The following is a 25,182-nucleotide window of genomic DNA, read 5'->3' as shown; positions in this document are numbered from 1 at the left end:
CCGGCCGATCCCGAGGAAGGGAGATGAAGACCATCATGCAAGAGGCCACCCATCCCCTTTCCATCCTCATGATCCTCGGGGCGTCGCTTTGTGGAGCGCTCGGCTCCTTCCTCTACAAGACCGGTGCCAACGCCGCGGGGGGACGGACGGTCGACCTCCTGCTCAATCCCCGGTTGCTCGGCGGGGTCGCCTGCTACATCGCGGTGATGGTCCTGTTCGTCGCCGCCTTCCGCAAGGGTGGGGCACTGACCGTCCTCTATCCGGTCTACGCCACCACCTTCATCTTCGCCGCCGGACTTTCGCTGCTCGCCTTCGGCACTCCGATCCGCCCGGTTAACCTCGCCGGCATGACGCTCCTCGTCTCCGGCATCTATCTGATGGGAAAAACGTCATGATCTCGATCCAGGAACAAACCGAACGTCGCCGGCCACTCGCCGCACGGGACATCCCGCTCTGGGACTGGCTGCGCCGGCGGTTGGCCGGAAGCGGCCTGACCCCCAACATGGTTTCCGTCGTCGGCATGCTCGCCGGCCTCGGTGGCGGCGCGCTTCTCGCGCTGACGGCGGGCATGCCGGCCGGCGGCCCGCTCCAGCGGGGGACCTGTCTGGCCGTGATCGTTCTGGTGGTGCTGCGCGGTGCCTGCAACATCTTCGACGGCGTGCTCGCGGTGGAGACCGGCCGGGCGTCGCGAGTGGGCCTTCTTTACAACGAGGTGCCCGACCGCGTTTCCGACGTGGCCATGCTGGTGGGTGCGGGATTTGCCGTCGGAAGCCATCCGTTGCTCGGGTTTGCCGCGGCCCTCGGTGCGCTGGCCACGGCCTATGTGCGGGTCCAGGTGCAGATCGCCGGTGCTCCGGCCGACTATGCCGGGCCGATGGCCAAGCCGGCGCGGATGGTCGCCTGTGTGGCGGCCTTGGTCGCCCTGGCCGCCGGCCCGGCTTCGTGGTCCGCAGCGGAAATGGGGCCGATGGCCCTCGCGCTTGGCGTGGTGGTCGTCGGCACCGCCGTGACCTCCGTCCGTCGCCTCGTCCTCGCCTCCCGTCACCTCGAATCCGTCCGTGAATCATGAATCCTGTCTTCGACATCCATTCCGATCCGCGTTTCTGGTCGCTCGTCGTCACCGCAGCCACCGCGCTGCTGCTGGGCTGGGTCATCACCATGATCGCGTCGCGCCTCGGCAAGCTGAGTGCCCCCGTCCACGCCGAGCTCATCCGCCGCATGCGCACGTGGGCCGTCATCATCCCGACGGTCTCGCTCCCCATCCTGCTCGGGCCGGTGGCGCTCGCCGTCGGCATCATCCTTCTCGGACTTCTTCTCTTTGGTGAGTTTGCCCGGGCGACCGGCATCCAGGCGGATCGCTCGCTTGGCTTTGCCCTCCTTGTCGGTTTCGGGGTGATCGCGGCGGCGATGATCCGGCAGCAGTATGCCCTCCTTCTTTTCAGCGCGCCCCTGTTTGCCGCCCTGACCATGGCCGGTGGCCTGTGGAAGGACCGGCCCGCGGGCTATCTCAGGCGGATCGGCTGCGCCAATCTCGGCTTCATGATCTGCGGGGTTTGGCCCGCGCACCTCGGGTTCCTGGCCCAGTGGACCAGTCCCGCCCTGCTGCTGTGGATGATCCTGGCGGTCGAGTTGAACGACGTCTTCGCCTACCTTTCGGGCAAACTCCTCGGGCGTCGGGCACTCTGCCCGAACACCAGCCCCGGCAAGACCCGCGGGGGCCTGATCGGTTCCCTCGTCCTGACCACGGCCTTCGTCACGCTCACCGGCATCCTCTTCTTTGGCGGCGAACCCGTCGGCGAGGTCCGGCTCCTCGTTCCCCTCGGCCTGGTCCTCGCCCTGACCGGCACGGCTGGCGACCTCATCCTCTCGTCGATCAAGCGCGACCTCGATCTCAAGGACCTCGCGGAGTCGCTGCCGGGGCACGGGGGCCTGCTCGACCGTTGCGACAGCCTCGTCTTCGCGGCCCCGGTCCTCGCGCTTTCCCTCGCCTTGATCGAGCGCCTGACCCGCTTCCAACCCGAACACCTCCACGCCCTGCTGCCATGATCTTCTCTTCTCCCTCCCTGCCTGCCCCCTGGGTCGATCATCCCCGGGTGTCTCCCGACCGGAAACCCCCCGCCTGGGAACACGTCCTGCATCACCTGACCTGGTCGCTGGTGCGAGTCGGCGTCTTCCATCGGCACCAACTTTCGATCCGGGGGGCGTCCCACCTGCCGCTTGAAGGTCCGGCGGTGCTCGTCGCCAACCATGCGTCGCACCTCGACACCCTGCTGCTCGGCGCGTCGTTGCCGGCACGACTGCGTGCCCGCTTTTCGCCGCTTGCGGCGGGCGACACCTTTTTCCGGAATCCCCTCCAGAGCTGGTTGTCGTCGCGTTGTCTCAACCTGCGTCCCCTTTGGCGGAACCGTCTTCAGCCGCATGCACTCCAGCGGCTGCGGGAGTCCCTTGTCGAGCAGCAGGGCTTGTTTCTGTTGTTTCCGGAGGGCACCCGTTCCCGGGACGGGGAGATGGGACGGTTCAAGCCGGGGATCGGCATGCTGGTGGCCGGCACCCCGATCCCGGTCGTGCCCTGCCACATCCGCGGGACCCACCAGGCATGGCCGGCCGATCACCGGCTCCCGTCGCGCGGCAAGCTGGAGCTCCGGATCGGCCGACCGCAGTGCTTCGCGGATGCCCCGGCGGGATCCGGCGCCTGGCGCGACATCGCGCACCGGCTCGAGGATGCCGTCGTGGAGCTCGGGCGGTCGACCGGTCACCAGAGGCCCGGGCTGGCGGCTTGAGATGAGCCGTTCATCGGACGAACGTCCGTCGAATGTCCTTGGCGACCGGGGGGTTGGAGTCATTCCATTCGGAGCATGAAACGATTGAGCATTGCCCTTCTGGCGGGGGCGATGATGGCGGGGTCGGCGACGGCCGAGAAAGTCTTCGACGCCGAGAGCATGGACAGCTGGATGGTCAAGCCCGAGCATCCGCCGGTGTGGCGGGTGGTGAAGGACAAGCAGGGCGAGCCGATGATCGCGCGCCAGCCGGGCGGCAGCTACCTGTGGACCCGGGAGGCCTTCGGTGATTTCGTACTGGAGATGGAGTACAAGGTCAGCAAGGGCTGCAACAGCGGCGTCTTCTTCCGCACCGATCCGGACAACCCGGTGCAGGGCGGATTCGAGATCCAGATCTTCGACTCCCACGGCCAGGAACCGACGACCCACAACACCGGCGCACTCTACGATGCGTCACCCGCGTCGAGCATGCCCGAGAAGCCCGCCGGCCAGTGGAACACCTTCCGGCTCGAGTGCGTGGGTCCGAAAATCACCGTCACGATCAACGGCGTGCAGGTGCAGGACCTCGATCTCGACCGCTGGGACACGCCCAACAAGAATCCCGACGGGTCGAAGAACAAGTTCAAGACCGCGCTCAAGGATCTGCCGCGCACCGGCCACATCGGCTTCCAGGACCACGGGCACAATGTCTGGTACCGGAAGATCTCGATTGAGGCCTCCTAAGTCGCTGGTTCCTAAAGGTTCTGGTCAGCCGACAGAACATGGGTTGGCCCGGCCGCCGGAGGCGTCGCAGTCGTTAACGGCTTCAAAATTCGAATCTAGTGACTCGCGCCTTCTCAACGATGCATTACATGCCTAATCTTCCGTTGACAGCCTGAGTCGAAACTGTTCACATGAACTCATGACTTCCGGTTTTCCAACGTTTGTCGATTTCTTTGCCGGGAGCGGCCTGGTCACCCAAGGAGCCCAGCATGCCTGCACTCCTGTCTGGTCGAACGACATCTGCCCAAAGAAGGCCGCCATCTACACCGCAAACCACGGCACGGGCCATTTTCACCAAGACTCCATCGAGAACGTAAACGGCTCCACGATTCCCCAAGGTGACATCGTCTGGGCCAGCTTCCCCTGTCAAGACCTCTCGCTCGCAGGTAAGATGGGTGGCCTTGCAGCCTCCCGCAGTGGACTCTTCTGGGAATGGCTTCGCGTACTTGATGAGATGCCGGAACGGCCCAAGGTGATTGCGCTCGAGAATGTCACAGGTCTGCTTTCCTCGAACGGAGGAGAAGACTATCGCCTCCTTCACAAAGCGCTCCGCGCCCGCTCCTACAGGATCGGCCCGATGGTAATTGATGCTCGGCATTGGCTGCCACAGTCACGTCCGAGGGTGTTCGTCGTCGCCGTCCAAGAGCATTTTGATGCGACAGACCATGAAGATTTAGGCCCAAATTGGTTGCACTCAGATTCTGTGACTCAAGTGATTACTTCCCTTGAAGGAAGCGTGTTTTGGAGCATGCCTTTCCCAAAAAATCGTCCCAAGAAACTTTCGGAAATTATCGATTGGGAAGTACCGGTTTTCGATGAAGCCAAGACCGAGCAACTTCTTTCGATTATTGCGGCGAGGCACACGTCCCGTCTCAAAAGTATCCCAAAGAGTCAACGTGCGGTCTTCCCGGGCTACCGCCGGACCCGCAACGGGAAGCAAGTCTTGGAGCTGCGCTTCGACAATATTTCGGGTTGCCTCCGCACAGCGGAGGGAGGTAGCAGTCGTCAGTTTCTCATCCTACATGAGAAAGGAAAGTGGACTGCTCGTCTCATTACCACCCGGGAGGCCGCGCGCCTGATGGGAGCGCCTGATTCGTATCAACTTGCTGCCAACTACAACGAAGCCTACAGCGCCATGGGTGATGCTGTTGCAGTTCCGGTAGTCAAACACCTCGCGGAACACCTCCTTGCTCCCCTTGCCAAGCTTTCCAAGTCCTATGCCAAGAGATCTCGAAAGGAGTCTGCAAGAATTCGCCTCAGCGCATAATTTCCTCGGGCAAAAAGGTGCTTTATGCGTTGCCCTCGTGATCACAAGGGCGGCCATTGAGCAGGGGCTTCCCCTTGATCCGGGCAAGCTGGTGACCAAGGCGAAGGGCCAGGTTTTAGGCTTGGGCAAAAGTGGTGTTCAGAAGGTTTTATCCGACCACAAAGTCACCAAGATTCTTGCTGCCGAAGGGGGTAGAACGAGCCGAGGCAGTCTCGGAAACATGCAGGATTACGTCGCGTTTCTTAACAAGCAGAGTGCGACCTCTGGGTTCAATTTGAGCGCCGTCGAGAAGTGGTGGGTAGCCCGCGTCCGGGATTTTTTCGATGCCTCACCAATCAAATTGAAGGTGGATGCCGGCTCATCGCTTAAAGCCTGCCTCACAGGCATTTTCGATGAAGCAAAACGCCGTCAAGCTGAGAATCATGGCTCAACGGTGGTGGGCGCGGTCATGCAGCATCTCGTCGGAGCAAAGCTCGAAACGCTCTATCCTGACCAAGAAATTATGCATAGCGGCTACTCGGTCGCAGATGCGCCAACGGGAAGATCGGGAGACTTCGAAATAGGAGACTGTGTCATTCACGTTACAACCGCTCCGTCAAAACTGCTCCTCCTGAAGTGCCAGGAGAACTTAGATAAAGGCCTCCGCCCCCTCGTTATCTCGAATGCTGCCGGAGCGCAAATGGCAGAAACCCTCGCCGATGAACTCCAGATTTCCAAGCGTGTCGAAGCACTCGATATCACTCAATTTCTTGTCGCGAATGTCCTCGAATGGACGTCTTTCAACGGAAGTAAACGGCGGGCCACGCTTGAAGAACTCATTGTTCGCTACAACCGCATTATTGCCGATTGCGAAACCGATCCGAGTCTGAAGATTGCGGTAGCCTGATCACGTGCGTCGGTTAGTCCCAGGTGCCATGCATTCGGAGGAATTTACTACGGTAATCATAGGAACTTTGGGCGCGAGGAAGGTGTTGTGGTGCAGTCGTGCCGCCCGCTCAAAGAAACGCCTCCACGTCGACGAAGTCCTGTCCGTGGATGAGTTCCGCGAGAATGGGGGCGTCGGTGAGTTCCTCGATCACTCCCTTGTTGGTGATGGCGGCGGTGTCCTGCTCCTCCTGCAGGTTGTTGAGGACCAGTCCGGCGACTTCGAGGTCGCTGGCACGGATGTCTTCGACGGTCAGGATGGTGTGGTTGAGGGCGCCGAGGCGGTTGGCGACGACGACGATCACCGGCAGCGAGAAATCCGTGGCGAGGTCGGCCATGTCGTAGCCCTTGGCCAGCGGCACCCGCCAGCCGCCGGCACCTTCGATGATGATCGCCTGGTGCTGCTTTTCGAGCATCTTGCCGGAAGCGACCAGCGAGGCGGGATTGATTTCGGCATTCGACAGCATGGCGGCGACCTGCGGCGCGACGGGGGCCTGCAGCCACAGCGGGTTGACGGTCTCCACGTCGAGTCCGCCGGAGGCTTCGGCGAGCAGTTCGGCGTCGGTCCGCTCGCCGCAGCAGACCGGCTTGAAGCCAACGGCATCGACGCGGGCCTCGCGCAGCGCGCGGATCAGGAGGCGGGAAAAGTAGGTCTTGCCGACGTCGGTGTCGGTTCCGGTGATGAACCAGCTCATGGATTTTCAGGGGTTTCCGGGGGCTTGGACTCGGGTTCAGCCGCGGCGGCTGCCGCCTTGGCCGCTTCGGCGGCCGCCTTGGCGGCCTCGGCGGCCTTGCGGCGTTCCTCTTCGCGTTGCTGCTGTTCGCGACGTTCCTCCTCGAGCTGCTTGCGAAGTTCCTCGGCGCTGGCCACCTGGCCGCGGAGTTCCTCGATGCGGGACTCGAGGTCCCGGATCTGGTCGTCCTTGGGGGCGGGCTGGGCGCGGGGCGGTTCCTCAACCTCCCACATTCCGTTCGCTTCCAGATACTTCTGAATCAGCATCCAGATCGCCGTCGCCAGAATCAGCGACATCATCTTCGGTCCCCAGTTCTTCCGAAACGCTTTTCTCATCTTCGTTGTTCTTGTTGAGGAAGATCTCCTCCATCCGTTCGCTGAAGTCCTCGCTCTTCAGGTTGCGCTCGATGTTTCCCTCGGAGCACAGCGAGATGCCGCCGGTTTCCTCGCTGACCACCACGCAGACCGCATCCGTTTCCTCGGTGAGGCCGATTGCGGCGCGGTGGCGCAGGCCGATCGAGCGGTCGGCGAGTTCCTTCTGGCTGACCGGCAGCACGCAGCCGGCGGCGACCAGTTTTTCATCGGCGAGGATCACCGCGCCATCGTGGAGCGGCGACTTCGGAAAGAAGATCGAGAGTGCAAGCTCCGGAGAAAAGTCGGCATTGAGCGTGGCACCCGTGTCCTGCTGGCTCTTGAGCGAGATGTTCCGCTCGATGGCGAAGAGCGCGCCGATGCGCTTCTTCGACAAGGACATCACGGCCTGCTCGAGGCTTTCGAGGAAGTCGAGCTGGCGGCGGTCGTTGCGCAGCAGCCAGTCGAGCCAGCGGCTGCTGCCGACCCGGGCCAGCGCGGTGCGGATCTCCGGCTGGAAGATCACGGGCAGGGCGATGAGCAGGACCAGCAGGCCGCGGGTGACGAGGAAGCTGATGACCTGGAACTTGAAGATCTGGAGCAGCGCCGTGAGCATCAGCAGGATGACCATCAAGCCGACCAGGATGCGGGCGCCGCGGGTCGCCTTGAAGGCGCGATAGATCTGATAGATCCCGATGCTCAGGATCAGGATCTCGACGCCGTAGCGCCAATTCTGTTGGATGAATTCCCACATGGGCTGCCGGAGCTTAGCGGCACGGGGTGCGGGCTGTCACTTGCAGTTTCGGGAATCGTGGCGGGCGGTCTTCCCATAGGACCCATACGTCCCATGGGACCTATGCCAGCGGCTCCGCCGTCAGTTTTCGGCCGGATGTTCCTTCAAGAGCTCTTCCGGCGAATAAAAGAGCCGGCTTCCGGTGGCCTTGCGGACCTCGGCGACCTTTTCCGGGGTGATGGCGGAGGCCTCGTTGCCGAAATGGTTGCGGACGTAGGTCAGGACCGACGCGATTTCCTCGTCGTCGAGCAGGCCGGCGAAGGGGGTCATCGGCACCTGGCCGGGATACTTCACGCCCTTGACCTCCAGCGGCCCCATGAGGCCGTGGAGGGTGAGCTTGATCAGCCGCTCCTCGTTGCCCTGTACCCAGAAGGTTCCGGCGATGGGCGGGAAGCCGGTCGAGGGGAGGCCTTCGCCGTCGGGCTGGTGGCAGGTCACGCAGTGGCCTTCGCGGTGGTAGATCTCGTGGCCGGCGAGAAAGCGGGCGCGCTCCGCTTCGGTCAGGCGGGCGGGCGGCTTGGGAGCCGGAAATTCCTCGACCTCGACCTCCTCCCTGCCGGCGAGGCGGGAGGCGGCGGTGTGCGTCGGGTTCTTCGACCAGTTGTCGAGTGGCAGGGCCGCGGCTGCGGCGACGATCTTCTTCGCGGCGTTGTTGTCGAGCCACGAGGCGGCGGCGACGGCTTCGAGCCTTACCCGGCCGTGGTCGTCACCGGCGGCCGCCATCAGCAGGGCGGTGTGGTCGTCGAACTCGCGGAAGTTGTAGCGCAGGGCCTTCACCGTGGCGGAGCGGACCCTGAAGTCCGGCGAACCTAGTAGTTTGCGCAGGAGACCGGTGTCGATCCGGTTGAGGCCCCAGGTGGCCCACAGGGCCTCGAGTTGATGGTGTCCATGGGCGGGATCCTCCGGGTCGAGTGACTGCACCCAGGCGGACAGGGCGGGAAGCGCCTTTTCCGGATCGTGCGAACGGATCTCGCGGCGGGTGCGGTAGCGGACGCGGTAGTCCGGGTGCTTGAGGTTCTCGAGCAGCACGGCGAGCGGGGCACTCTCGATCGGAGGGGCCTTCACCAGCGGTCGCGAGGGGTAGGTGATGCGGTAGATGCGGCCGTGGGCCTGGTCGCGCATCGGGTCGCGGGCATTGTGCTGCATGTGGCCGATGAGCGCGTTCTGCCAGTCGGCGACGTAGAGCGAGCCGTCGGGGGCAAACTCGAGGTCGACCGGGCGGAAGTTGCCGTCGGACGACTTGAGCAGATCCTGGCGGAAGGTGGTCTTGTAGCCGGTGCCGTCGTCCTCGATCCGGTGCTGCTTGATGCCGAGGAAGCCGATGGTGTTGCAGACCAGCATGTCGCCCTGGACCTCATCCGGGAAATGGGAGGAGGAGACGAACTCGAGGCCGGAGGTCGGGCGGACGGCGTTGCCCTTCGGCGCGAGATTCGGTGTGCCGGGGTTCTTGGCGCCGTAGGGGGTCTTGAGGGCGACCGGCAGCATCCAGTTGATCGCCGGCCCGGAGGTGTGGAGGAAGAAGCACTGGCCCCAGTCGTCGAAGGCGATGCCCCATGGATTCGGGATGCCCATCTGCACGGTGCGCTCGAGCTTGGTGCGCTGCGGCGAGAAGCGGTAGAAGCCGCCGTCGACCCCGCGGACCGGACCGTAGGGGGTCTCGACGCCGGTGTGGAGGAACACGCCCTCGGCCATCATGATCGCACCGGAAGGATCCGCGCAGAACGCGCCGGCGGCGTGGTGGGTGTCGTGGGTGTCGAATCCGGTGAGCACGATCTCCCGCGAGTCGGCCTGGTCGTTGCCGTCCTCGTCGCGGAGGAGCATCAGGTGGGGGTTTTCGGCGACGTAAACGCCCCCGGGCGCGAGTTCGAAGCCGGTCGGCAGGTGCAGGCGGTCGGCAAAGACGGTCTCCTTGTCGGCGCGGCCGTCGCCATCGGTATCCTCGTAGATCAGCAGCTTGTCATCGGGGCGCTCGTCGCCGGGGCGGTAGTGAGGGTAGCTTGGCATGGTCGCGACCCACAGCCGGCCGCGGTCGTCGAAGGACAGCTGGACCGGGTTGGCGAGGTTGGGAAAGTCGGCCTCCGAGGCGAAGAGTTCGACCTTGTAGCCTTCGGGAACGGTGAGGTCTTTCACGGCTTCGGCACCGTCCGCGTAATCCGGCTGGCCGTTCTTGTTGCTCGGCCGGTAATTGGTTTTGACCTCCGGCAGTTCCGGGGTCTGGGAGTCGGCCGCGGCGAGATCGAAGGCCTTTCCGGCGAGCGCGGAGTGGATGTAGTCGTCGCGCACTTCGGTCATGGCGCGCAGCTTCCTGGTTTCGGCAGGGTAGTTGTCGGGCCCGAAGGGTTTGTAGCGGCGGCCGTCGACGTGGACGCCGTTGAGCATCCGGTAGTCGTTGAACCAGAACCAATTCTTGTCGCGGACGGCCTCGGCGAGCTTGTCCGGGTCGGCATGCGAGCGGCGGGGATCCTGACCGAAGGCCAGATCGGCGAGTGCCGGGCCGAGCTTCCGGTAGCCGGCGTCGGTGGGGAGGAAGCCGTTGCGGGTGAAGTCGCCCCCGAACCCGGGGTAGAGGCGGGCCGTCGCGGTGAAGAGGTCGATGAACTCGACCTTTCGCGCGGCGGCGACTTCCTTCATCGCGGCGGTGTAGAGCGCGAGGCGTTCGTTTTCAGCGGTGCCGTCGGGCAGGTCGCGCTCCGCCGACAGGTCCTCGAAGGCGATGGGCGAGACGAGGATCAGGCGTGGGGCCGAGGTGCCGTTGTATTTCTGAGCCCGGGTGTGGGTGATGAAGGCGTCGATCTCGCCCTTGAAATGCTCGAGTCCGGCCTCGCCGTCGAAGGACTCGTTGTAGCCGAAGAAGGCGAGCAGGGTGTCGATCTTGAGCGTGGTCAGCCACTCGTCGGGGGTCGGGTGGTGGCCGCGTCCGGCGTGGACCTTGCGATCCGGATGGAATTTATCCGCGCCGGGGAAGGCCCACTGCGACGGGCGCGACGGGTGGGGCCGGAAGCCGGCGGTGTTACCCGGGCGGCAGAAATTACGGACGACGAGCTTCTTGTCGGGGTAGCGGAGATGCAGCTCGGTCTCGAGCCACGGGTGGTCGAGCATCCGTTCGCCGAGGCCGTTGCCGATCAGGCCGATGCGTTCGCCGGACACCGGCGGGGTGGCACCTTCGAGAGGCACCGCGAGTGCGAGGAGGGTGAGAAACAGGCGGGTCATTTTCGGCCGCTGTTTACCTCTGCCGGGAACCCGATCTGTCATCCCGGAACGCCAAACGCCCTTCCCGGTCGGGAAGGGCGCTCACGAACGCGCTTTGGTTTCTGGGCTCAGAATTTCTTGGCCACCGCGCGGTCGTCACCGAGTTGGGGTCGGTTGGGTTGGGCGGGAATCTGCCCGGGATTGATGACAAATTCGTCCAGCTCGGGAGCGTGGACGAACAGTTCGCCGTGGATTTCCTCGATGGTGACGAATCCGGGGAAGCCGGGGCAGTGGCCGCTGCGCCACGGGCTGATGCCCGTGGCATCGATCAGGCGGTAGGCGTCGCTGCCCAGCTGGGCGTAGATGCGGCGGTCAATGCCGCGCTCGCGCTCGCTCGGGCTTACGGAGCCGAGGATGAGCTGGCGGAAGACCAGGTTGCGCCACTCGACGCGGGTCTTGATGCCGCGGCGGAGGTAGTGGCTGGCGGCGGTGCCGTCGGCCTCGAAACGGACGGATCTCAACAGAAGTTCCTTCGCGTGCTCGAGGACGGCGGTCTTCTGGGAGGGGCGCAAGGGCTGCGATGCAATGGTTTCGGCCTGGGTCGGGCCAATCTGGAGGACCAGTGCGGCGAGCGTCGGGAACAGGATGCTCTTCATCGAGGCCGAGCATGCCACGTCTTGGCGATCCGGATATTACGGGATCGCGTATGATTTCGGGAAGCGGGAAGCGGGAAGCGGGAAGCGGGAAGCGGGAAGCGATGTCAGGCCTGGAGGGAGGGGACCTCGACGGTGGTGTCGGTGTCGGCCTCGTAGTCGACGCCTTCGAGCCCGAAGCCGAAAAGCCGCAGGAAGCTGGCATCGTAGCCCTCGATGTCGGCGTATTGCTGGAGGTTCTCGGTGTTCACGACCTTCCAAGCCTCATCGACCGCCGCCTGCACGTCGGGGGCCATTTCCCAGTCGTCGACCCGGATGCGGCCCTGGTCATCGGGCTGCGGCTCGCATTTGCCGTAGAGTCGTTCGCGGAACAGGCGGTCCATCTGCTCGATGGTGTCCTCGTGGGTGCCCTTGGCCTTCATCACCTTGTAAAGCAGCGAGATGTAGAGCGGGACGACCGGGATGGCGGAGGAGGCCTGGGTGACCAGCGCCTTGTTCACCGAGACCCAGGCCTTGCCGTTGAGCGGGGCGAGCTTCCGGTCGAGCCGCCGCTGGGTGACTTCGAGGTCGGTCTTGGCCGCGCCGATGGTGCCGTTGGTGTAGATCGGCCAGGTGACTTCGGGGCCGATGTAGGAGTAGGAAACGGTCTGCACGCCGTCGGCCAGCACGCCGGCCTCGAGCAGTGCGTCCATCCACATCTCCCAATCCTCGCCGCCCATCACGGCGACGGTGTGGTCGATCTCGGTCTGGTTGGCGGGCTCGAGGGTGATCTCGTTGACCACCTTGGTGGTGGTGTTGAGGTTCTTGTTGGTGAAGGGCCGTGCCAGCGGCTTGAGCACCGACTTGAAGATCTCGCCGCTGTCCGGGTGCTGGCGGCGGGGCGAGGCGAGCGAGTAGACGACGCAGTCGATCTGCTTGAGGTCGGCCTTGATGGCGTCGATCACCGTCTTCTTCATCTCGTGGGAAAAGGCGTCGCCGTTGAAGGATCGGGCGTAGAGGCCGGCGGCCTTGGCTTCCTTCTCGAAGGCGACCGTGTTGTACCAGCCCGCGGTCCCGGTGCCCTTTTCGGAGCCCGGCTTGTCGAAAAACACGCCGATGGTCGAGGCCCCGCAGCCGAAGGCGGTGGCGATGCGCGAGGCGATGCCGTAGCCGGTGGAGGAACCGATCACGAGCACCCGCTTGGGGCCGTTCTCGATCGGGCCGCGGGACTTGACCAGGTCGATCTTGTCGGCGACGTGCCGGGCACAGCCATCGGGGTGCGAGGTGGTGCAAATGAATCCTCGGATCTTCGGCGCAACGATCATACGGGGGCGGACCCTAGGGGGCGATCCGGCGCGGGGCAAGCGCGGGGGAGGGGGTCGAACGGCGGATGGAGCGGCCCCGTCTGGAAGCCCGGCCCGGCGGTCGTGACGGAATCCTGCGTGCATCGGGCGGTGGAGCTGCTAGGGTGAGGGTTGCCATGAACGTCATCAGGATCATCGCTTTCTCGGCCCTCATCGGCCTGGCCCCGGGTGCCGACCTTCACCGGGTCGAGATCAAGGAAATCAACACCACCATTCAACAGACTCCGCGCTATCAGGTGTCCGGCCTGAAGGACAAGCCCTTCGATCCGCGCTACTGGCTTGAGATCGAGGCCGAACTCGAGGTCGAGAGCCTGACCGACACCGAATTCATCCCGGAACTCCGGACCAACTGGTTCGCCATCGTGCGGGCCATCGACAAGACGGCCCCGGGTGGGAAAAAGAACGTGATGCTGACCGGTGAGATCACGTTCCAGAACATCCGGGCCAAGGATGGCGAGGCCCACCTCATCGCCTTCATCGGTCCCGACACGCTCGAGAAGCTGACTGGAGAGGATCGGCCCAACGAGGGGGATGTGGAGGGCATCGCCCTGACGGTGTCCGGTCCGGGCGTCGCCAGCGAAGGGTCTCGTGCGGCCGGCCTGGAGAAGGCGACGGCCAAGGAGCAGACCCGCTGGTGGGCAAAATCGATGTACGAAACCGTGGCCGAGGCGATCGTCGCCAAGGACCGGACCCCTTTCGCCCCCTTGTGGTGGGACCGTTACCCGACGGAAAAAGTCGACTAGACGCCAGCCGCCTGAAAAGCCCGTCGGCGAAGACAACCCGGGCGCCGGCAGGGGCATTCTCGGATTTTTTTGGGAACGGAATTGACAGCGGACTCCAATCGCGGCAAATGGGCCGCGCATGAGACTCAATCTCAATAAGGAATCATTTCGGGGCCGAAAGGCCGGAAGCATGCCGGAAGCCGGGGTGATCCGGCGGGCGGCTGCCGCACTGGCGGTGGGCGTGACGGTGGCGGGTGCGCAGGACGCGCTGGAGGGGATCGGAACGCTCGAAGGGCTGACGGTGGTCGGCAGCAGCGAGGCGGTTTGGGATCTGGCGGGGGCGGCTGCCTACATTGAGGCCGAGCAGTTCCGCGACCGGGGCTACACCGACATCAATCAGATCCTGGCCACGGTGCCGGGCGTGTATCTCCGTCAGGAGGACGGCTACGGCAATTTCCCCAACATCTCGATGCGCGGTGCCGATGGCACCCGGACCTCGAAGGTGACGGTGATGGAGGACGGCATCCTCACCGCCCCGGCGCCTTACTCGGCCCCGGCGGCCTATTATTTCCCGAAGAGCGGGCGGATGTCGGCGATCGAAGTGCTGAAGGGGTCGAGCCAGGTCCGCTACGGTCCGCAGACCACCGGCGGCGTGCTGAACTTCCTTTCGACGCCCATCCCCGGTGACGGCGGGCCGAATTTCTACTCGCGCACCACCGGTGGCAGCGACAGCACCTTCAAGAACCACACCTGGTACGGCGACACCTTCGAGACCGACTACGGCCGCTGGGGCTACCTGCTCGAATTCCACGGCGAAAGGAGCGACGGCTTCCGCAACTTCACGGGTCCGGCCGAGGGGGACAGCGGCTACCGCTTCTTCGAGCCGATGCTCAAGGCCTTCTGGGAAATCGACGGCGCCGTGAAGCAGCGCTTTGAGGTCAAGCTGGGCATGACCGACTTCGAGTCCGACGAGGGCTACCTGGGCCTGACCGAGGCCGACGCGCGCTTCAGTCCCGACACGCGCTACGCGGCGACCCAGTTCGACCTGATGGACACCAAGCAGTACCGTTCCTACTTCCGCTACATCCTCGAGCCGAGCGAGGACTTCTCGCTGCAGTCGACGCTCTACTGGAACAACTTCCGGCGGAACTGGTACAAGCTCGGCGATGTTTCGCTGACCCAGAGCCCGGCGATCGACGGCCGTGGCCGGATCGGCACCGGACGCACCGACCTCCACACGGCCCTGCTGAATCCCGCCCTCACGGCCGTTCTTCAAGGCAACGCGACCGGCTCGATCGGGGTCAAGGCGAACGCCCGCTACTACAACGCCTACGGCTGGCAGAACCAGGCCACGTGGAACTTCACGACCGGGCCGGTCGATCACGAGCTGACCGCCGGGCTCCGCTTCCACTACGACCGGATATTCCGCGAGCAGTGGAACGACGTCTACAACGCCAACGGCGGCTCGAACTTCACGCTCTTCAGTTCCGGGGTTCCCGGGGCGGAAAGCAACCGCCTGCAGGAAACCTTCGCGACCGCCGTCTACGTCGAGGACGAGATGCGGATCGGCAACCTGACCCTGCGCCCGGGCTTCCGCTACGAGCATCTCGACATCTCGTGGACCGAGTTCCTCGGCCCCGGGATGAAGATGGACGACGCCTACGGCATCTGGGCCGGCGGCATCGGGTTCAACTACGAGTTCAACGAGTGCCACAGCACCTACGGCGGCATCTTCCGCGGCGTCTCGGTGCCCGGTCCGCGCGCCTACATCAATACCGGGGTGCGCGAGGAGGAAAGCCTCGGCTACGAACTCGGCTGGCGGTATCGCAAGGGCGGGCTGCTCGTGGATACGGCGGCCTTTTTCACCGACTTCGACAACCTGATCGGCGTGGATGCCGGACTGGGCGGTGGCGGCAACAGCCAGAACGCCGGCGCGGCGGAGGTCTGGGGTGTCGAGAGCATGATCACCTACGACCCGGTGTTCGACCGGGGCCTGGGCTTCAATCTGCCGATGTATCTGAGCGCCACCTGGACCAGTGCCGAATTGCAGGAGGCGCTGGTGGCCGGCGGTGCCGACAACATCTACGCCGGCGGCCAGCCGGGGGCCGACATTCCCTACGTGCCCGAGTGGAAGCTCGCGACCGGGGTGGGTTTCATCGCCGCCGACTGGGGTGTGAACCTGGACGCCTACTTCACCAGCCACACCTACGGCACGGCGCTGAATTCCAACGTGCCGGTCACCACCGCCCGCCAGGGGAAGATCGACTCGCTCTTCCTGGTGGACCTGACCGGCTACTATCAGGTTTGTGAAAACTTCAAGTTGGTTGGTGGCATCCAGAACCTCTTCGACGAGCGAGGCATCACCACCCGCCTGCCCGAGGGTCCGCGCACCAACCTGCCGCGGACCTGGTTCACCGGGGTCGAGGCGACGTTCTGAGCTGCGGTCATTCGAGCTTGCCCCTGCGCCCGTCGGTTGCGGCGCAGGGGTGCGCCGCCTCCAAGTCAGGAACGCGCGACGCTGTCGCGCACCGAAGCAGGGGAAGATGGGACCTCCTGAAGGAGGAACCACGAACCGAACAGGCGGGCCAGTGGCGTACGTAGTCCCTGCTTCAGGAGGCCTTCGTTTTCCGCATGTTCGTTTCGCCTCGCTTGGATGGCGTGAGGCAGTTAGATTTCTCGTGGCCTTCGCGCCAACATCATGGATGCCCTCACCGCCCCGAAGCTCGTCGCCCGCAAGAACATCTTCAATTTCTGGCACCAGTGGTTCCAGATCATGGACCCGCAGGGGAATATCCTGCTCTACACCAAGATGCGCGCCTTCAAGCTGCGCGAGGACATCCGCATCCTGGGACCGGACAAGCAGACCGAGATTGTGACCATGCGGGCGCGGCAGATCCTCGATTTCGGGGTCACCTACGACGTCAGGGATGGCGCGACCGGGGCACCCATCGGGGCTTTTCGGCGCAAGGGGATCAAGTCGATCTTCAAGGACGAGTGGCTCATTCTCGACACCGCCGACCAGGAGGTCGGGATGATTCAGGAGGACTCCGGCGGGTTGGCGTTTCTGCGCCGGTTTCTCGGGGGAATCGTCAACCTGTTCGCCCCGCAGCAGCACCACGGCCGGATCGGGCAGAGGCCGGTGCTGACCTTTCAGCAGACCCGGAATCCCTTCGTCACCAAGACCTACCTCGATTTCTCGATGGACGGCGGCGGCCTTCTCGACCGCCGCATGGGCCTGGCGGCCGCCGTGCTCTTCTGCGCGATCGAGGGCAAGCAGGACTGACGCTTACGGCGCGGCCGGCTTGACTTCGACGCGGGGGACCACCGTCGCGAAGTCGATCCCCGCGCCGCAGACGTCGACATCGGCGGACCAGGTGCCGGGCTTCGCGCCTTCGAGGGTGATCGTCACCGTGTGGGTCGTGCCGGCCGGGATCGTGACCGCGGGCTCGATCCACAGGGTTTCGAAGTCGCCGAACATGTTCTCGCCGCGGTAGGCCTCGGAAACGGACGTGATGGTGAAGCCGTTGAGAAAATCGTAGTAGAGATCGATGCTCTCGAGATCCTCGTCGGTGGTGCCGGGGTTGGTGATCTCCAGGATGAGGTCGATCGAGTCGCCCACCTGAACCTCCGGCGGGCAGCGATGGATCACGGAAAAAGTCGAGCCCGAGCCGAAGCCGCCGCTGCCGAGGCTGAATGTGCTGGCGGTCTGGAAGGCCTGCCAGGCGACGAAGGCGACCACCCAGAGCCCGCTCGTGACGAGAAAGGTGACAACGGCGGTGAGGATGACGGCGCTCGAGGTTTTCATGACAACGATTCGGTGGTGGGATCGGAACCGAGCTCGAGGATGCTGACGATTTCCGAGGCGGGATCGTGGGCCCGCATCAGCGTCTCGCCGATCAGCACGGCATTCGCTCCGGCGTCGAGGACCTGCTGGCAGTCGGCGAGGGATTTGAGGCCCGACTCGGAAACGAGCAGCGTGCCGTCAGGCACCTCGTCGGCGAGCTTCTCGGTGGTTCCGAGGTCGGTGGTGAAGGTCTTCAGGTTGCGGTTGTTGATGCCGATCAGGTCGGCGTCGATCTCCAGCGCCCGCTCCATTTCCGGCAGGTCGTGGACCTCGACCAGCACGTCGAGTTGGAAGGTCCGGGCCTCTTGGTAGAGCGACTTGAGCTGCTCGTCGTCGAGGGCGGCGACAATGAGCAGGATCGCATCGGCCCCGGCGACGACCGCCTCGTGGATCTGGACCGGGTGAATCGTGAAGTCCTTGCGGAGCAGGGGGGCTTCGGAAAATTCGGCGATCTTGCTGAGGTAGCTCAGCGAACCCTGGAAGTAGGGTTCGTCGGTGAGGATGGACAGACAGGAGGCCCCGCCATCGAGGTAGCGCCTGGCCTGCCGGATGGGATCGAAGTGGGGATCGATCACCCCGGCGGAGGGGGAGGCTTTCTTGATTTCGGCGATCACCCCGAGCCGGTCGGGCCCGCGGTCCAGCGCCGAGCGGAAACCGCGGAAGTCGTCACGCTGGAGGGCGGCGGCCCGGATGTGGGCGGCGCGGGGCAGCAGGGCTTCGACCTCCAGGCGTTTGGTCGCGATGATCTCGGCAAGCTTGTCGGACACGGGCGGAGCCTATGGCTCCGAAGTTCCAAGTGAGAAGTTCCAAGTTCCAAACCTTGGCGGAAGCGGGGTGTTGCTGCTGGTTTTTTAGCAGCAATGGCGGTTCGGACATGCGTGGCAGGGAGCGTGGCAGGGAGCGTGGCAGGGAGCGTGGAGGGAGAGTGGCGGGCGTGGGGGTGGAGGTGATGTGCGGATGGAGGTCGGGTGGAATGCGACGGCGACGGATTCGAAAAAATTCTCTTGCCCGGACGGTGCGGAGATGTAGAAACCCGCACGCGTTCACGCGACGCGGGTGTAGCTCAGGGGTAGAGCGCAACCTTGCCAAGGTTGATGTCGTGAGTTCGAATCTCATCACCCGCTCCATCAAGGCCCCGCCGGGAAACCGGCGGGGCCTTGTCTTTTCCCGGATGCCGGGCGCCAAGACGCCGCGCCGGCCGATCAGGGTGCCTCTCACCGGCAAGAAAAAGGACCCGCCGGTCTCTCCAGCGGGCCCTTCCCCCGCCAAGAGGCGGGGCGATGTGAGAATCGGGAAGTCCGGTCAGTCAACCAGGGTGACCTTGCCGTCCTGCAGGGAGTAGAGAGCGCCGACGATCTTGATCTTGCCCTCCTTCTCCAGTCCGGCGAGCACTTCGCTGCGCTCGCGCAGGTCGGCGACGGTCTTGCGGACGTTGGCCTCGATGACCTTGTCGACGAATTCCTTGTTCTTGGAGGAACGGTCGCCCTCGGTCTTGACGGCATCCACGGCCGGCTTGATCTCGGCGAGGAGCTCGGTCAGGTTGCCCAGCTCGACGTGGTCGCAGGCACCTTTCACGGCCCCGCACGCTTCGTGGCCGAGGACCATGACCAGCTTCACGCCGGCGGCGGCGGAGGCGAATTCCATCGAGCCGAGTTGCTCGACGCCTTCGATGTTTCCGGCCACGCGGCCGACGAAGATGTCGCCGATCCCCTGGTCGAAGACCTGCTCGACCGGAACCCGCGAGTCGACGCAGGAGAGGATGTAGGCCTTCGGGAACTGGCCCTCGGTGGCCTTCTTGATGCGGGCGGTGACGTTCGCGTCGCTGAGCTTTCCTTCAACGTAGCGGGCGTTTCCTTCCATCAGGTCCTTGAGGACACCGTCGGGCGTGAGGGCCTTCTGGGCCTCGGCATCCGGCTGGAGCGTCGCGGCGGAGAGTCCGCCGACCGCGAGAAGGGAGAGCAGGCTGGTGGTGGAGATGATGTTCTTCATGAGGTTGATTCGAATTGGAGGTTGTCTGTGACGGGGAAACCATTGACCGAATTTTGATGCATGCAAATGTTTTCGTGCTTTAGTGGTTGGAAAAGCGCGGTGGATTTTCCAACCGGCCCGGGGGCTTGGTTTTCGGTGCCGATCCGCCTAAAAGGCCGGGCATGTGGATGTGGGAGAAGCTTTCCGCAGCGAAGTGGCTCGATGCCTGGGAGGATCGGTTCCATGGCGACCCGGGCTTCGTGGTCCATTTGCTCAAGGGCGGGCGGACGCTGCGGGTCCAGGTTTTCCGTGATTCCCGCGAGGAGGTGGAGGCGATTGTCGAGCGCTTCGGGGGGCGGGTCCGGTCGCTCAAGGATGCCGACTGGAAGACGCCGCCACCCGCGCCGCCGCCGGTGAAGATCCGCGACCGCTTCCTGATCACGCAGGATGAGGCCGGATGGCAGGATCTGGCAGCCCGGCATCCGGATCGCGAGGTGATCTGCATTCCGCCGGAAATGGCCTTCGGCACCGGCGATCACGCCACCACTTCCGCCTGCCTGCGGCTTCTCGTCGACATTGCCCGCCGGCGCCGGGATGCCTGGACCTGCGCCGATCTCGGCTGTGGCACGGGACTCCTCGCGGTGGCGGCGGTCAAGCTGGGGGCAACCTCGGTCTTCGCCTGTGATTTCGATCCTTTCGCCGTGACGGTGACCCGGCGCAATGCGGCGCGCCACGACGCGCCGGCCATCGAGGTCGAGGAGCTCGACATTCTGAAGTGGGAGCCCGGCAAGCGCCACGACGTGGTGCTGGCCAACCTTTTCTCGACGGTGCTGATCCGGGCCTTTCCGGTGATCCGCAAGGTGCTGAAGCCCGGTGGAGATCTGGTGCTTTCAGGGATTCTGGCCGATCAGGCGTGGGAGGTTTTCGAGGCGGCGGCCGGCGAGGGGCTGGGATTTCCCGAAGTCGTCCGGAAGGGGAAATGGGTGACGGCGAGGGGGGGGTGGATGGCAGATCTCGTGGCGGGCGAGGGCGACTGAGGAATTCCTGCAAATCTCACTTGCGCGAGAGGCAGCCCGCGGTCAGAAACCCTTCGTTCCGCCGGGAGGGCGTTCATCCATTGAGGCCGCCCGATCCGGCGGCCTCCTTTATTTTCATCAATCGTTTCCCATGGACTCCATTTCATCCCGCATCGAGAAGGTCAACCCGTCGCTCACCCTCGCCGTCACCAACCAGGCCAAGGCCATGGCCGCCCGGGGTGAGGAAGTCTACGGACTGGCCGGTGGCGAGCCGGAGCTGGACACGCCGGACCACATCAAGGCGGCCGCGATCGTCGCGCTCCAGGAAGGCCGCACGAAGTACACCGCTTCCGGCGGCATCCCGGAGCTTCGCGAGGGTCTCGCCGCCAAGCTCGCGGCCGACAATGACCTCGAATACGAGCCGAAGCAGATTTGCGTGACCGCCGGGGCCAAGATGGCCTGCTTCAACGCCATCCTCGCGGTGGTCGAGGAAGGCGACGAGGTCATCATCCCCTCGCCCTACTGGGTGAGCTATCCGGAAATGGTCCGCCTGGCGGGCGGCACGCCGGTGATCGTCGATACCCTGGAGTCCGACGGCTGGAAGATGACGCCCGAGCAGTTCGAGGCGGCGATGACCCCGGCGACCAAGATGGTCATTCTCAACTCCCCCTCGAACCCGACCGGCGCGGTTTACAGCGAGGAGGAGCTGCGCGCGATCGGCGAGGTGGCGCTCTACGAGGACATCGTGATCCTTTCCGACGAGATCTACGAGAAGCTTGTCTATGGCGAAACCAAGCACGTCTCGATCGCCTCGTTGAGCCAGGAGCTCTACGACCTCACGATCACGGTCAACGGCTTCTCCAAGGCCTACTCGATGACCGGCTGGCGCCTCGGCTACACCGCCGCCCCTCCGGCGATCGCCGAAGCCATCATCAAGATCCAGAGCCACTCGGTGTCCAATGCCACGACCTTCGCCCAGTTCGGCGGCGTGGCGGCGCTCGAGGGCGACCAGACCTTCATCACCGACATGCGCGAGGAATACGACGGACGGCGTCAGTTCATGCTCGCGCGCCTGCAGGCGATCCACAACGTCCGCGTGGTTGAGCCGAAGGGAGCCTTCTACTTCTTCGTCCGCACCGGCGACATCGGCCTGAAGTCGCAGAACCTCTGCGACAAGCTGCTGTCGCGCTACAAGGTCGCCGCCATCCCGGGCGTTGCCTTCGGCTACGACGACGGCATCCGCCTGAGCTACTGCACGACGCTCGACATTCTCAACGAGGGTCTGACCCGTTTCGAGCAGTTCTGCCGGGAGCACTGATCGTCGGAGAAGGGACTTCCAGTCCCTTTTACCCAGGTCGCAGTCGAGTCGCCGGGGAAAGGGACTGGAAGTCCCTTCTCCTCAGTGATCCATGAAGCGGATCAGGCCCCCGTGGCGACGTGCCGGCGTCCCGGGCATGAATCATCCGCCGTCGAGGTGGCGGAACGCGTGGCGCAGCACTTCGTCATTCGAGAGGATCGAGACGTGATCCTCGTCGAAGCCGATGACCTCGACGGCGTCCTTCGCCGCCCGCCGGTCGGTCTGGCTCTTCACGCTGACCGTGCCGTCGTTCTCCTTCGGCAGCACCAGCGAGCGCTTCGAGCGATGACCGTACATCAGCAGGTGATCGACGCGGCCCCTCAGGCGGTGATCGAAGACCTGCTCCTGAAAATCGCTGCCCGGCACCATGTCGAGCCAGGAGGGAATCACCGAGGGTGCGCGCTTGACGCCGGACTCGGCGAACTCCTGTCCGCCCCAGGGCGTGGAGATCGTGACGTAACGGCCGATGTAGCGGTTGCCCTCGCCAAGGTTCTTGAGGATGAAATCGCGCGTAACAAGTCCTCCCATGCTGTGCGCGACGACGTGGATCTTACTGAAACCATAGTAGCTCTGGAGGATCTTCACTCCGTTGTTCAGTGAGGTTCCCGTTTCGTCGAGGCGGCGGCCGGTCGGGTAATGAAGGAACCACGGCTGGTACTTGCGCCGGTCGATCCGCTCGAAGAAGATCCGCCAGTCCTGGGGTGAGCCGGCGGCACCGTAAACAAAGAGCACGGGAATCCGCGTCGGGTCGTATGCTTCGAGAAAATAGATGCCGATGCCGGTCTCCATTGGATAGGAGGCCGGCTCCCAGTAACCCATGGATCCCCGTTCCGTGCTGAACTTCGGATCGTCGAGCTCGGCGATCGTGCCGAGCTCGACCGGGATCCGCCAGCCTCGCGCAACCTCTTCGATATTGCGATCGCCCCGCAGCTCCCTCGCCGCCGCGAGGCAATCCGCAGGCAGGCTCGTTGCCGGCGAAAGCCGGCCCCGCAGGCGGGCCCTGCCGGTCCCGGGTTCGATCGAGACGGGTTCAGCCTCGCCGTCCGCTCCGGTGTGGATCCACGCCGGTTCGCCCTCGTCGTAGCGGCCGTCGTCGTCGCTGTCGCTGAAGGCCATCAGGTAGTGGCGCTCGGTGCCTTCGACAAAGAAGCCGAAGATCCCCATATCGCCGATCTCGGAAAAATCGGCCGAGTCGATTTTCCCGGCCTCGCGGTCCCAATCGACCGTCACGCCGTATACCCTCGGGTAGCGGGAGGCGTTGTCGATGGTGGCGGTGATGATGTGGGTCTTCTCGATGAACTTCAGGTCCTCGCCGAGACGACGGAAGTTGGCACAGCCGGTGCATCCGACTGCCAGAAGGACGACGGACATCGCGTTGGAAACAACGGCTTTCGGGAGGAACGACATGTTTCCGCTCACCAGGAAAAGGCGACACCGAGTATCGGTCCGGTCGAGTAGACATCGTAGACGAAGCCGCCATTCCGGTAATCCACCGCCGCGTGCCGCCAGCCGACGTAGGCGGTCGAAGACGGGTTCAGCTGATATCCGAGCAAGGCCACGGCCTGCCAGGCGATGTCGGCATTGACGCCGAAGCCGCCGACATCCCCGCGGATCTGGGCGCTCCAGGGTCCGCCGAGTTGCTGTCGGAGGCGGAACCCGATCATCGGGTCGAACCAGTCGTCCCCGCCCTCGACACCCCGCACGGCAAGGGGACCATAGAAGTCCAGCGAGTTCTCGATGTTGTAGTAAACGACACCCGCAAACAGGTCGAGGGAGGTCGTGTCGCGATCGACCAGGCGGTAGCCGACGATGCCTTCGAGACGGGTCGTTTCCGCCGTGAGCTTGGCCGAAAGCGGGCGGTTGAGGACCGGCGTGGTGGCGAGCAGTCCCTTGACCGAGTTCCGGAGGTAGAGACCCTCGAGCTGGAACATCCACGGTCCCTTGTTGACCTCGACCATGCCCATCGCCGTCATGTCGAGAGTGTCGAGGATGTCGCTGAAGGAGAGGTCGACCGGTACGATGAAGCCGGCCGCCCCGAGGTCGCCGTTGAGTCCGGCCACCCATCCGTAGAGGCCGAGGGTAAGCTGCCAGCCGCTGTCGGTGGTGGTCGTCATGACCGGCTCCGGACCTGCGGGGATGGTGGTGGTTCCGGCGTGAAGCGGAAGGGAGGCCGAGAGGGCGGCGGCGATGAGGATCGGTTTGTTCATGTGTTGCTGGTATTGGCTTAGTGAGATTCGGGGGGCAGGGCGAGTTCCAAGGTCGGGAACAGGCAGGGAGTTCCGGGCTTCAGATGTTCAACCCAGGAAGCGGAGAGCGTGCATCCGGTCGTGGGCGCCGGACCCTGGAAGCCCGGAAGGCGGTGGCGAGCCGGTCTCCGCGCCACGACCGTGGTGCGGTGCCCGGACCGTGGGAAATCCGTCGCAGGGCCAGCAGCTCGTCGTGGAACTCCCGGCTCCCCTGAAAGCAGCGATCCACGGCCTGATAGTCGCTCCAGGTCTGCGCCGCCCGGGCGGGTTGGTGGCGGCGGCAGGCCCGCAGAAATCGCCGGGCCGCCCGCCGGTCGGGTGGATCAAGGCAATCGCGGCAGCGCTGGATGGCATCTCGAAGCCGATGACGGAAACGGACGAGCAGCACCGCGACCGCCAGCGGGATCGCCCACCATAGATGGCGTCGGCGCGAAGGCTGCGGTGGAGTCGGAGGCGGGGCGGTCGCGGTGAAGGAGACACCGGGCAGGGTTTTCGACTCGAGCGACCGGGTTTCCGGGTTCCACCAGTCGTAGCGGATCGCCGGGAGGGTGTGCAGGCCCGGTTCTCGCACGAGGTAGGTCAGGGTCTCGCGTCGTTCGCCATTGAGCGTGCCGCGATCCGTGCGGTCGCTGATCTCGGCATCGCCCGCATAGGTGCGGATGCCCTCGATCTCGTCGGTGGGAGCGGGGTGAAGCGCGATGCCGGTGATATCCGATGCCCTCTGAATGATGATCCGCTTGAAGACGGCGCCCGTTTCCACCGGACCCGGCTCGGGGTCCCAGCGCTCGTTGATTTCCAGCGACTCGGTGGTTACGAGGAAATCAAGGTGCTCACTGCCGGGCGGACGCCGGATGGTGAAGCGCGTGGTGGGAATCGTTTCGACCGCCTCGTAAGAGGGGCCGGTGTAGCCCTTCTTGTGGGCAAAGCGTGCGGTGATGGGAGGCAGCTCGACCTCGCCTTGGGCCTGGGAGAAGAGGGCGAACTCGTGGCGCTGGGTGAAGTATTCAGTGTCGCCCTCGGTGACCGATCCGAGCACCGGATTGCCTGTCTTGAGCACCACCGACTGCGGCATGCGCGGGATGTCGAAAGACGCCGCGCCGTCGAAGGTGCCGGGAGCGTGAAGCTCGATGAAGAAGGCGATCCGCTGGCCAGTCCAGGCTTCCGTGGTCGGGGTCTCCAGACGGGCGGAGGGCCCGGCGAGGGCGGCGAGTGGGAACAGGAAGATGCCCACAGAAGC

The 25,182-nt window shown here is 64.5% G+C and carries 24 protein-coding genes and 1 tRNA gene; 13 read left to right on the top strand and 12 right to left on the bottom strand.

Going from position 1 to position 25,182, the window contains the following annotated elements; all coding sequences use genetic code 11:
* The first annotated feature begins 35 nt into the window (after positions 1 to 35).
* The 7 genes from ACG2LG_RS01900 (at position 36) to ACG2LG_RS01870 (ending at position 5,692) form a co-directional block, all read left to right on the top strand.
* Positions 36 to 395, top strand: a complete 360-nt coding sequence (locus tag ACG2LG_RS01900) for a hypothetical protein (RefSeq protein WP_396255825.1) — start codon at positions 36 to 38, stop codon at positions 393 to 395.
* Positions 392 to 1,069: a CDP-alcohol phosphatidyltransferase family protein gene (locus ACG2LG_RS01895; protein ID WP_396255823.1), complete on the top strand. Its 678-nt coding sequence runs from the start codon at positions 392 to 394 to the stop codon at positions 1,067 to 1,069. The genes ACG2LG_RS01900 and ACG2LG_RS01895 overlap by 4 nt, the downstream gene beginning before the upstream one ends.
* Complete coding sequence (locus ACG2LG_RS01890) at positions 1,066 to 2,046, top strand: phosphatidate cytidylyltransferase (protein WP_396255822.1); 981 nt, start codon at positions 1,066 to 1,068, stop codon at positions 2,044 to 2,046. The genes ACG2LG_RS01895 and ACG2LG_RS01890 overlap by 4 nt, the downstream gene beginning before the upstream one ends.
* A gap of 47 nt (positions 2,047 to 2,093) precedes the next feature.
* Positions 2,094 to 2,780, top strand: coding sequence for a lysophospholipid acyltransferase family protein (locus tag ACG2LG_RS01885; protein ID WP_396255820.1), 687 nt, complete (start codon positions 2,094 to 2,096; stop codon positions 2,778 to 2,780).
* 75 nt (positions 2,781 to 2,855) lie between these two features.
* A complete protein-coding gene (locus tag ACG2LG_RS01880) occupies positions 2,856 to 3,500 on the top strand; it encodes a DUF1080 domain-containing protein (protein ID WP_396255819.1) in 645 nt (214 codons plus the stop codon).
* A gap of 178 nt (positions 3,501 to 3,678) precedes the next feature.
* The gene (locus ACG2LG_RS01875; protein ID WP_396255818.1) at positions 3,679 to 4,806 is read left to right on the top strand and encodes a DNA cytosine methyltransferase; all 1,128 of its coding nucleotides are present in this window, start codon (positions 3,679 to 3,681) and stop codon (positions 4,804 to 4,806) included.
* Positions 4,757 to 5,692, top strand: coding sequence for a DUF4928 family protein (locus ACG2LG_RS01870; RefSeq protein WP_396255817.1), 936 nt, complete (start codon positions 4,757 to 4,759; stop codon positions 5,690 to 5,692). The genes ACG2LG_RS01875 and ACG2LG_RS01870 overlap by 50 nt, the downstream gene beginning before the upstream one ends.
* A 109-nt stretch (positions 5,693 to 5,801) precedes the next feature.
* Here ACG2LG_RS01870 and bioD read toward each other — a convergent pair whose 3' ends face one another.
* From bioD to fabV, 6 genes are all read right to left on the bottom strand, one after another.
* On the bottom strand, positions 5,802 to 6,425 hold the full coding sequence (gene bioD, locus ACG2LG_RS01865) for a dethiobiotin synthase (protein WP_396255815.1): 624 nt from the start codon (positions 6,423 to 6,425) through the stop codon (positions 5,802 to 5,804).
* Positions 6,422 to 6,697, bottom strand: coding sequence for a hypothetical protein (locus tag ACG2LG_RS01860; protein ID WP_396255813.1), 276 nt, complete (start codon positions 6,695 to 6,697; stop codon positions 6,422 to 6,424). The genes bioD and ACG2LG_RS01860 overlap by 4 nt, the downstream gene beginning before the upstream one ends.
* Positions 6,684 to 7,568 (bottom strand): diadenylate cyclase CdaA, encoded by an 885-nt coding sequence (gene cdaA / locus ACG2LG_RS01855; RefSeq protein ID WP_396255811.1) that lies wholly within the window; start codon positions 7,566 to 7,568, stop codon positions 6,684 to 6,686. Before cdaA ends, ACG2LG_RS01860 begins: the two co-directional genes overlap by 14 nt.
* Before the next feature lie 120 nt (positions 7,569 to 7,688).
* Positions 7,689 to 10,817: a PVC-type heme-binding CxxCH protein gene (locus ACG2LG_RS01850; protein ID WP_396255809.1), complete on the bottom strand. Its 3,129-nt coding sequence runs from the start codon at positions 10,815 to 10,817 to the stop codon at positions 7,689 to 7,691.
* 107 nt (positions 10,818 to 10,924) lie between these two features.
* Positions 10,925 to 11,452 (bottom strand): hypothetical protein, encoded by a 528-nt coding sequence (locus tag ACG2LG_RS01845; protein ID WP_396255807.1) that lies wholly within the window; start codon positions 11,450 to 11,452, stop codon positions 10,925 to 10,927.
* A 104-nt stretch (positions 11,453 to 11,556) separates the two neighbouring features.
* Positions 11,557 to 12,753, bottom strand: coding sequence for an enoyl-ACP reductase FabV (fabV, locus tag ACG2LG_RS01840; protein ID WP_396255805.1), 1,197 nt, complete (start codon positions 12,751 to 12,753; stop codon positions 11,557 to 11,559).
* A gap of 155 nt (positions 12,754 to 12,908) precedes the next feature.
* On the opposite strand from fabV, the gene ACG2LG_RS01835 reads away from it, so the two are divergent.
* From ACG2LG_RS01835 to ACG2LG_RS01825, 3 genes are all read left to right on the top strand, one after another.
* Complete coding sequence (locus ACG2LG_RS01835; protein ID WP_396255803.1) at positions 12,909 to 13,535, top strand: Amuc_1102 family pilus-like protein; 627 nt, start codon at positions 12,909 to 12,911, stop codon at positions 13,533 to 13,535.
* A 169-nt stretch (positions 13,536 to 13,704) separates the two neighbouring features.
* Positions 13,705 to 15,951, top strand: a complete 2,247-nt coding sequence (locus ACG2LG_RS01830) for a TonB-dependent receptor family protein (protein WP_396255801.1) — start codon at positions 13,705 to 13,707, stop codon at positions 15,949 to 15,951.
* Between the two features lie 261 nt (positions 15,952 to 16,212).
* Positions 16,213 to 16,797, top strand: a complete 585-nt coding sequence (locus ACG2LG_RS01825; RefSeq protein WP_396255800.1) for a hypothetical protein — start codon at positions 16,213 to 16,215, stop codon at positions 16,795 to 16,797.
* A gap of 3 nt (positions 16,798 to 16,800) precedes the next feature.
* Here the strand turns inward: ACG2LG_RS01825 and ACG2LG_RS01820 are convergent, their stop codons facing one another.
* Both ACG2LG_RS01820 and trpC read right to left on the bottom strand, forming a co-directional pair.
* Positions 16,801 to 17,319, bottom strand: coding sequence for a hypothetical protein (locus tag ACG2LG_RS01820; protein WP_396255798.1), 519 nt, complete (start codon positions 17,317 to 17,319; stop codon positions 16,801 to 16,803).
* Positions 17,316 to 18,125 carry an indole-3-glycerol phosphate synthase TrpC gene (trpC, locus tag ACG2LG_RS01815; protein ID WP_396255797.1) on the bottom strand — a complete coding sequence of 270 codons (810 nt, stop codon included), beginning with the start codon at positions 18,123 to 18,125 and terminating at the stop codon, positions 17,316 to 17,318. Before trpC ends, ACG2LG_RS01820 begins: the two co-directional genes overlap by 4 nt.
* A 285-nt stretch (positions 18,126 to 18,410) precedes the next feature.
* Between trpC and ACG2LG_RS01810 the strand changes: the two genes are divergently transcribed.
* A tRNA-Gly gene (locus ACG2LG_RS01810) sits at positions 18,411 to 18,485 on the top strand.
* A 175-nt stretch (positions 18,486 to 18,660) separates the two neighbouring features.
* Here the strand turns inward: ACG2LG_RS01810 and ACG2LG_RS01805 are convergent.
* A complete protein-coding gene (locus ACG2LG_RS01805; RefSeq protein ID WP_396255796.1) occupies positions 18,661 to 19,347 on the bottom strand; it encodes a carbonic anhydrase family protein in 687 nt (228 codons plus the stop codon).
* Positions 19,348 to 19,508: 161 nt separating this feature from the next.
* On the opposite strand from ACG2LG_RS01805, the gene ACG2LG_RS01800 reads away from it, so the two are divergent.
* Both ACG2LG_RS01800 and ACG2LG_RS01795 read left to right on the top strand, forming a co-directional pair.
* Complete coding sequence (locus tag ACG2LG_RS01800; RefSeq protein ID WP_396255795.1) at positions 19,509 to 20,363, top strand: 50S ribosomal protein L11 methyltransferase; 855 nt, start codon at positions 19,509 to 19,511, stop codon at positions 20,361 to 20,363.
* Positions 20,364 to 20,493: 130 nt separating this feature from the next.
* On the top strand, positions 20,494 to 21,660 hold the full coding sequence (locus tag ACG2LG_RS01795; RefSeq protein WP_396255794.1) for a pyridoxal phosphate-dependent aminotransferase: 1,167 nt from the start codon (positions 20,494 to 20,496) through the stop codon (positions 21,658 to 21,660).
* Between the two features lie 141 nt (positions 21,661 to 21,801).
* Here the strand turns inward: ACG2LG_RS01795 and ACG2LG_RS01790 are convergent, their stop codons facing one another.
* From ACG2LG_RS01790 to ACG2LG_RS01780, 3 genes are all read right to left on the bottom strand, one after another.
* Positions 21,802 to 23,070, bottom strand: coding sequence for a lipase family alpha/beta hydrolase (locus ACG2LG_RS01790; protein ID WP_396255793.1), 1,269 nt, complete (start codon positions 23,068 to 23,070; stop codon positions 21,802 to 21,804).
* 44 nt (positions 23,071 to 23,114) lie between these two features.
* The gene (locus tag ACG2LG_RS01785) at positions 23,115 to 23,906 is read right to left on the bottom strand and encodes a hypothetical protein (protein ID WP_396255791.1); all 792 of its coding nucleotides are present in this window, start codon (positions 23,904 to 23,906) and stop codon (positions 23,115 to 23,117) included.
* 79 nt (positions 23,907 to 23,985) lie between these two features.
* The gene (locus ACG2LG_RS01780; RefSeq protein WP_396255790.1) at positions 23,986 to 25,176 is read right to left on the bottom strand and encodes a hypothetical protein; all 1,191 of its coding nucleotides are present in this window, start codon (positions 25,174 to 25,176) and stop codon (positions 23,986 to 23,988) included.
* Between the last annotated feature and the right edge of the window lie 6 nt (positions 25,177 to 25,182).

This window comes from Haloferula sp. A504, assembly GCF_044385805.1.
In the GTDB taxonomy this organism is placed as follows: domain Bacteria; phylum Verrucomicrobiota; class Verrucomicrobiia; order Verrucomicrobiales; family Akkermansiaceae; genus Haloferula.
The sequence above is the reverse complement of the archived record's forward strand: the minus strand, read 5'-3'. Positions and strand labels throughout refer to the sequence as shown.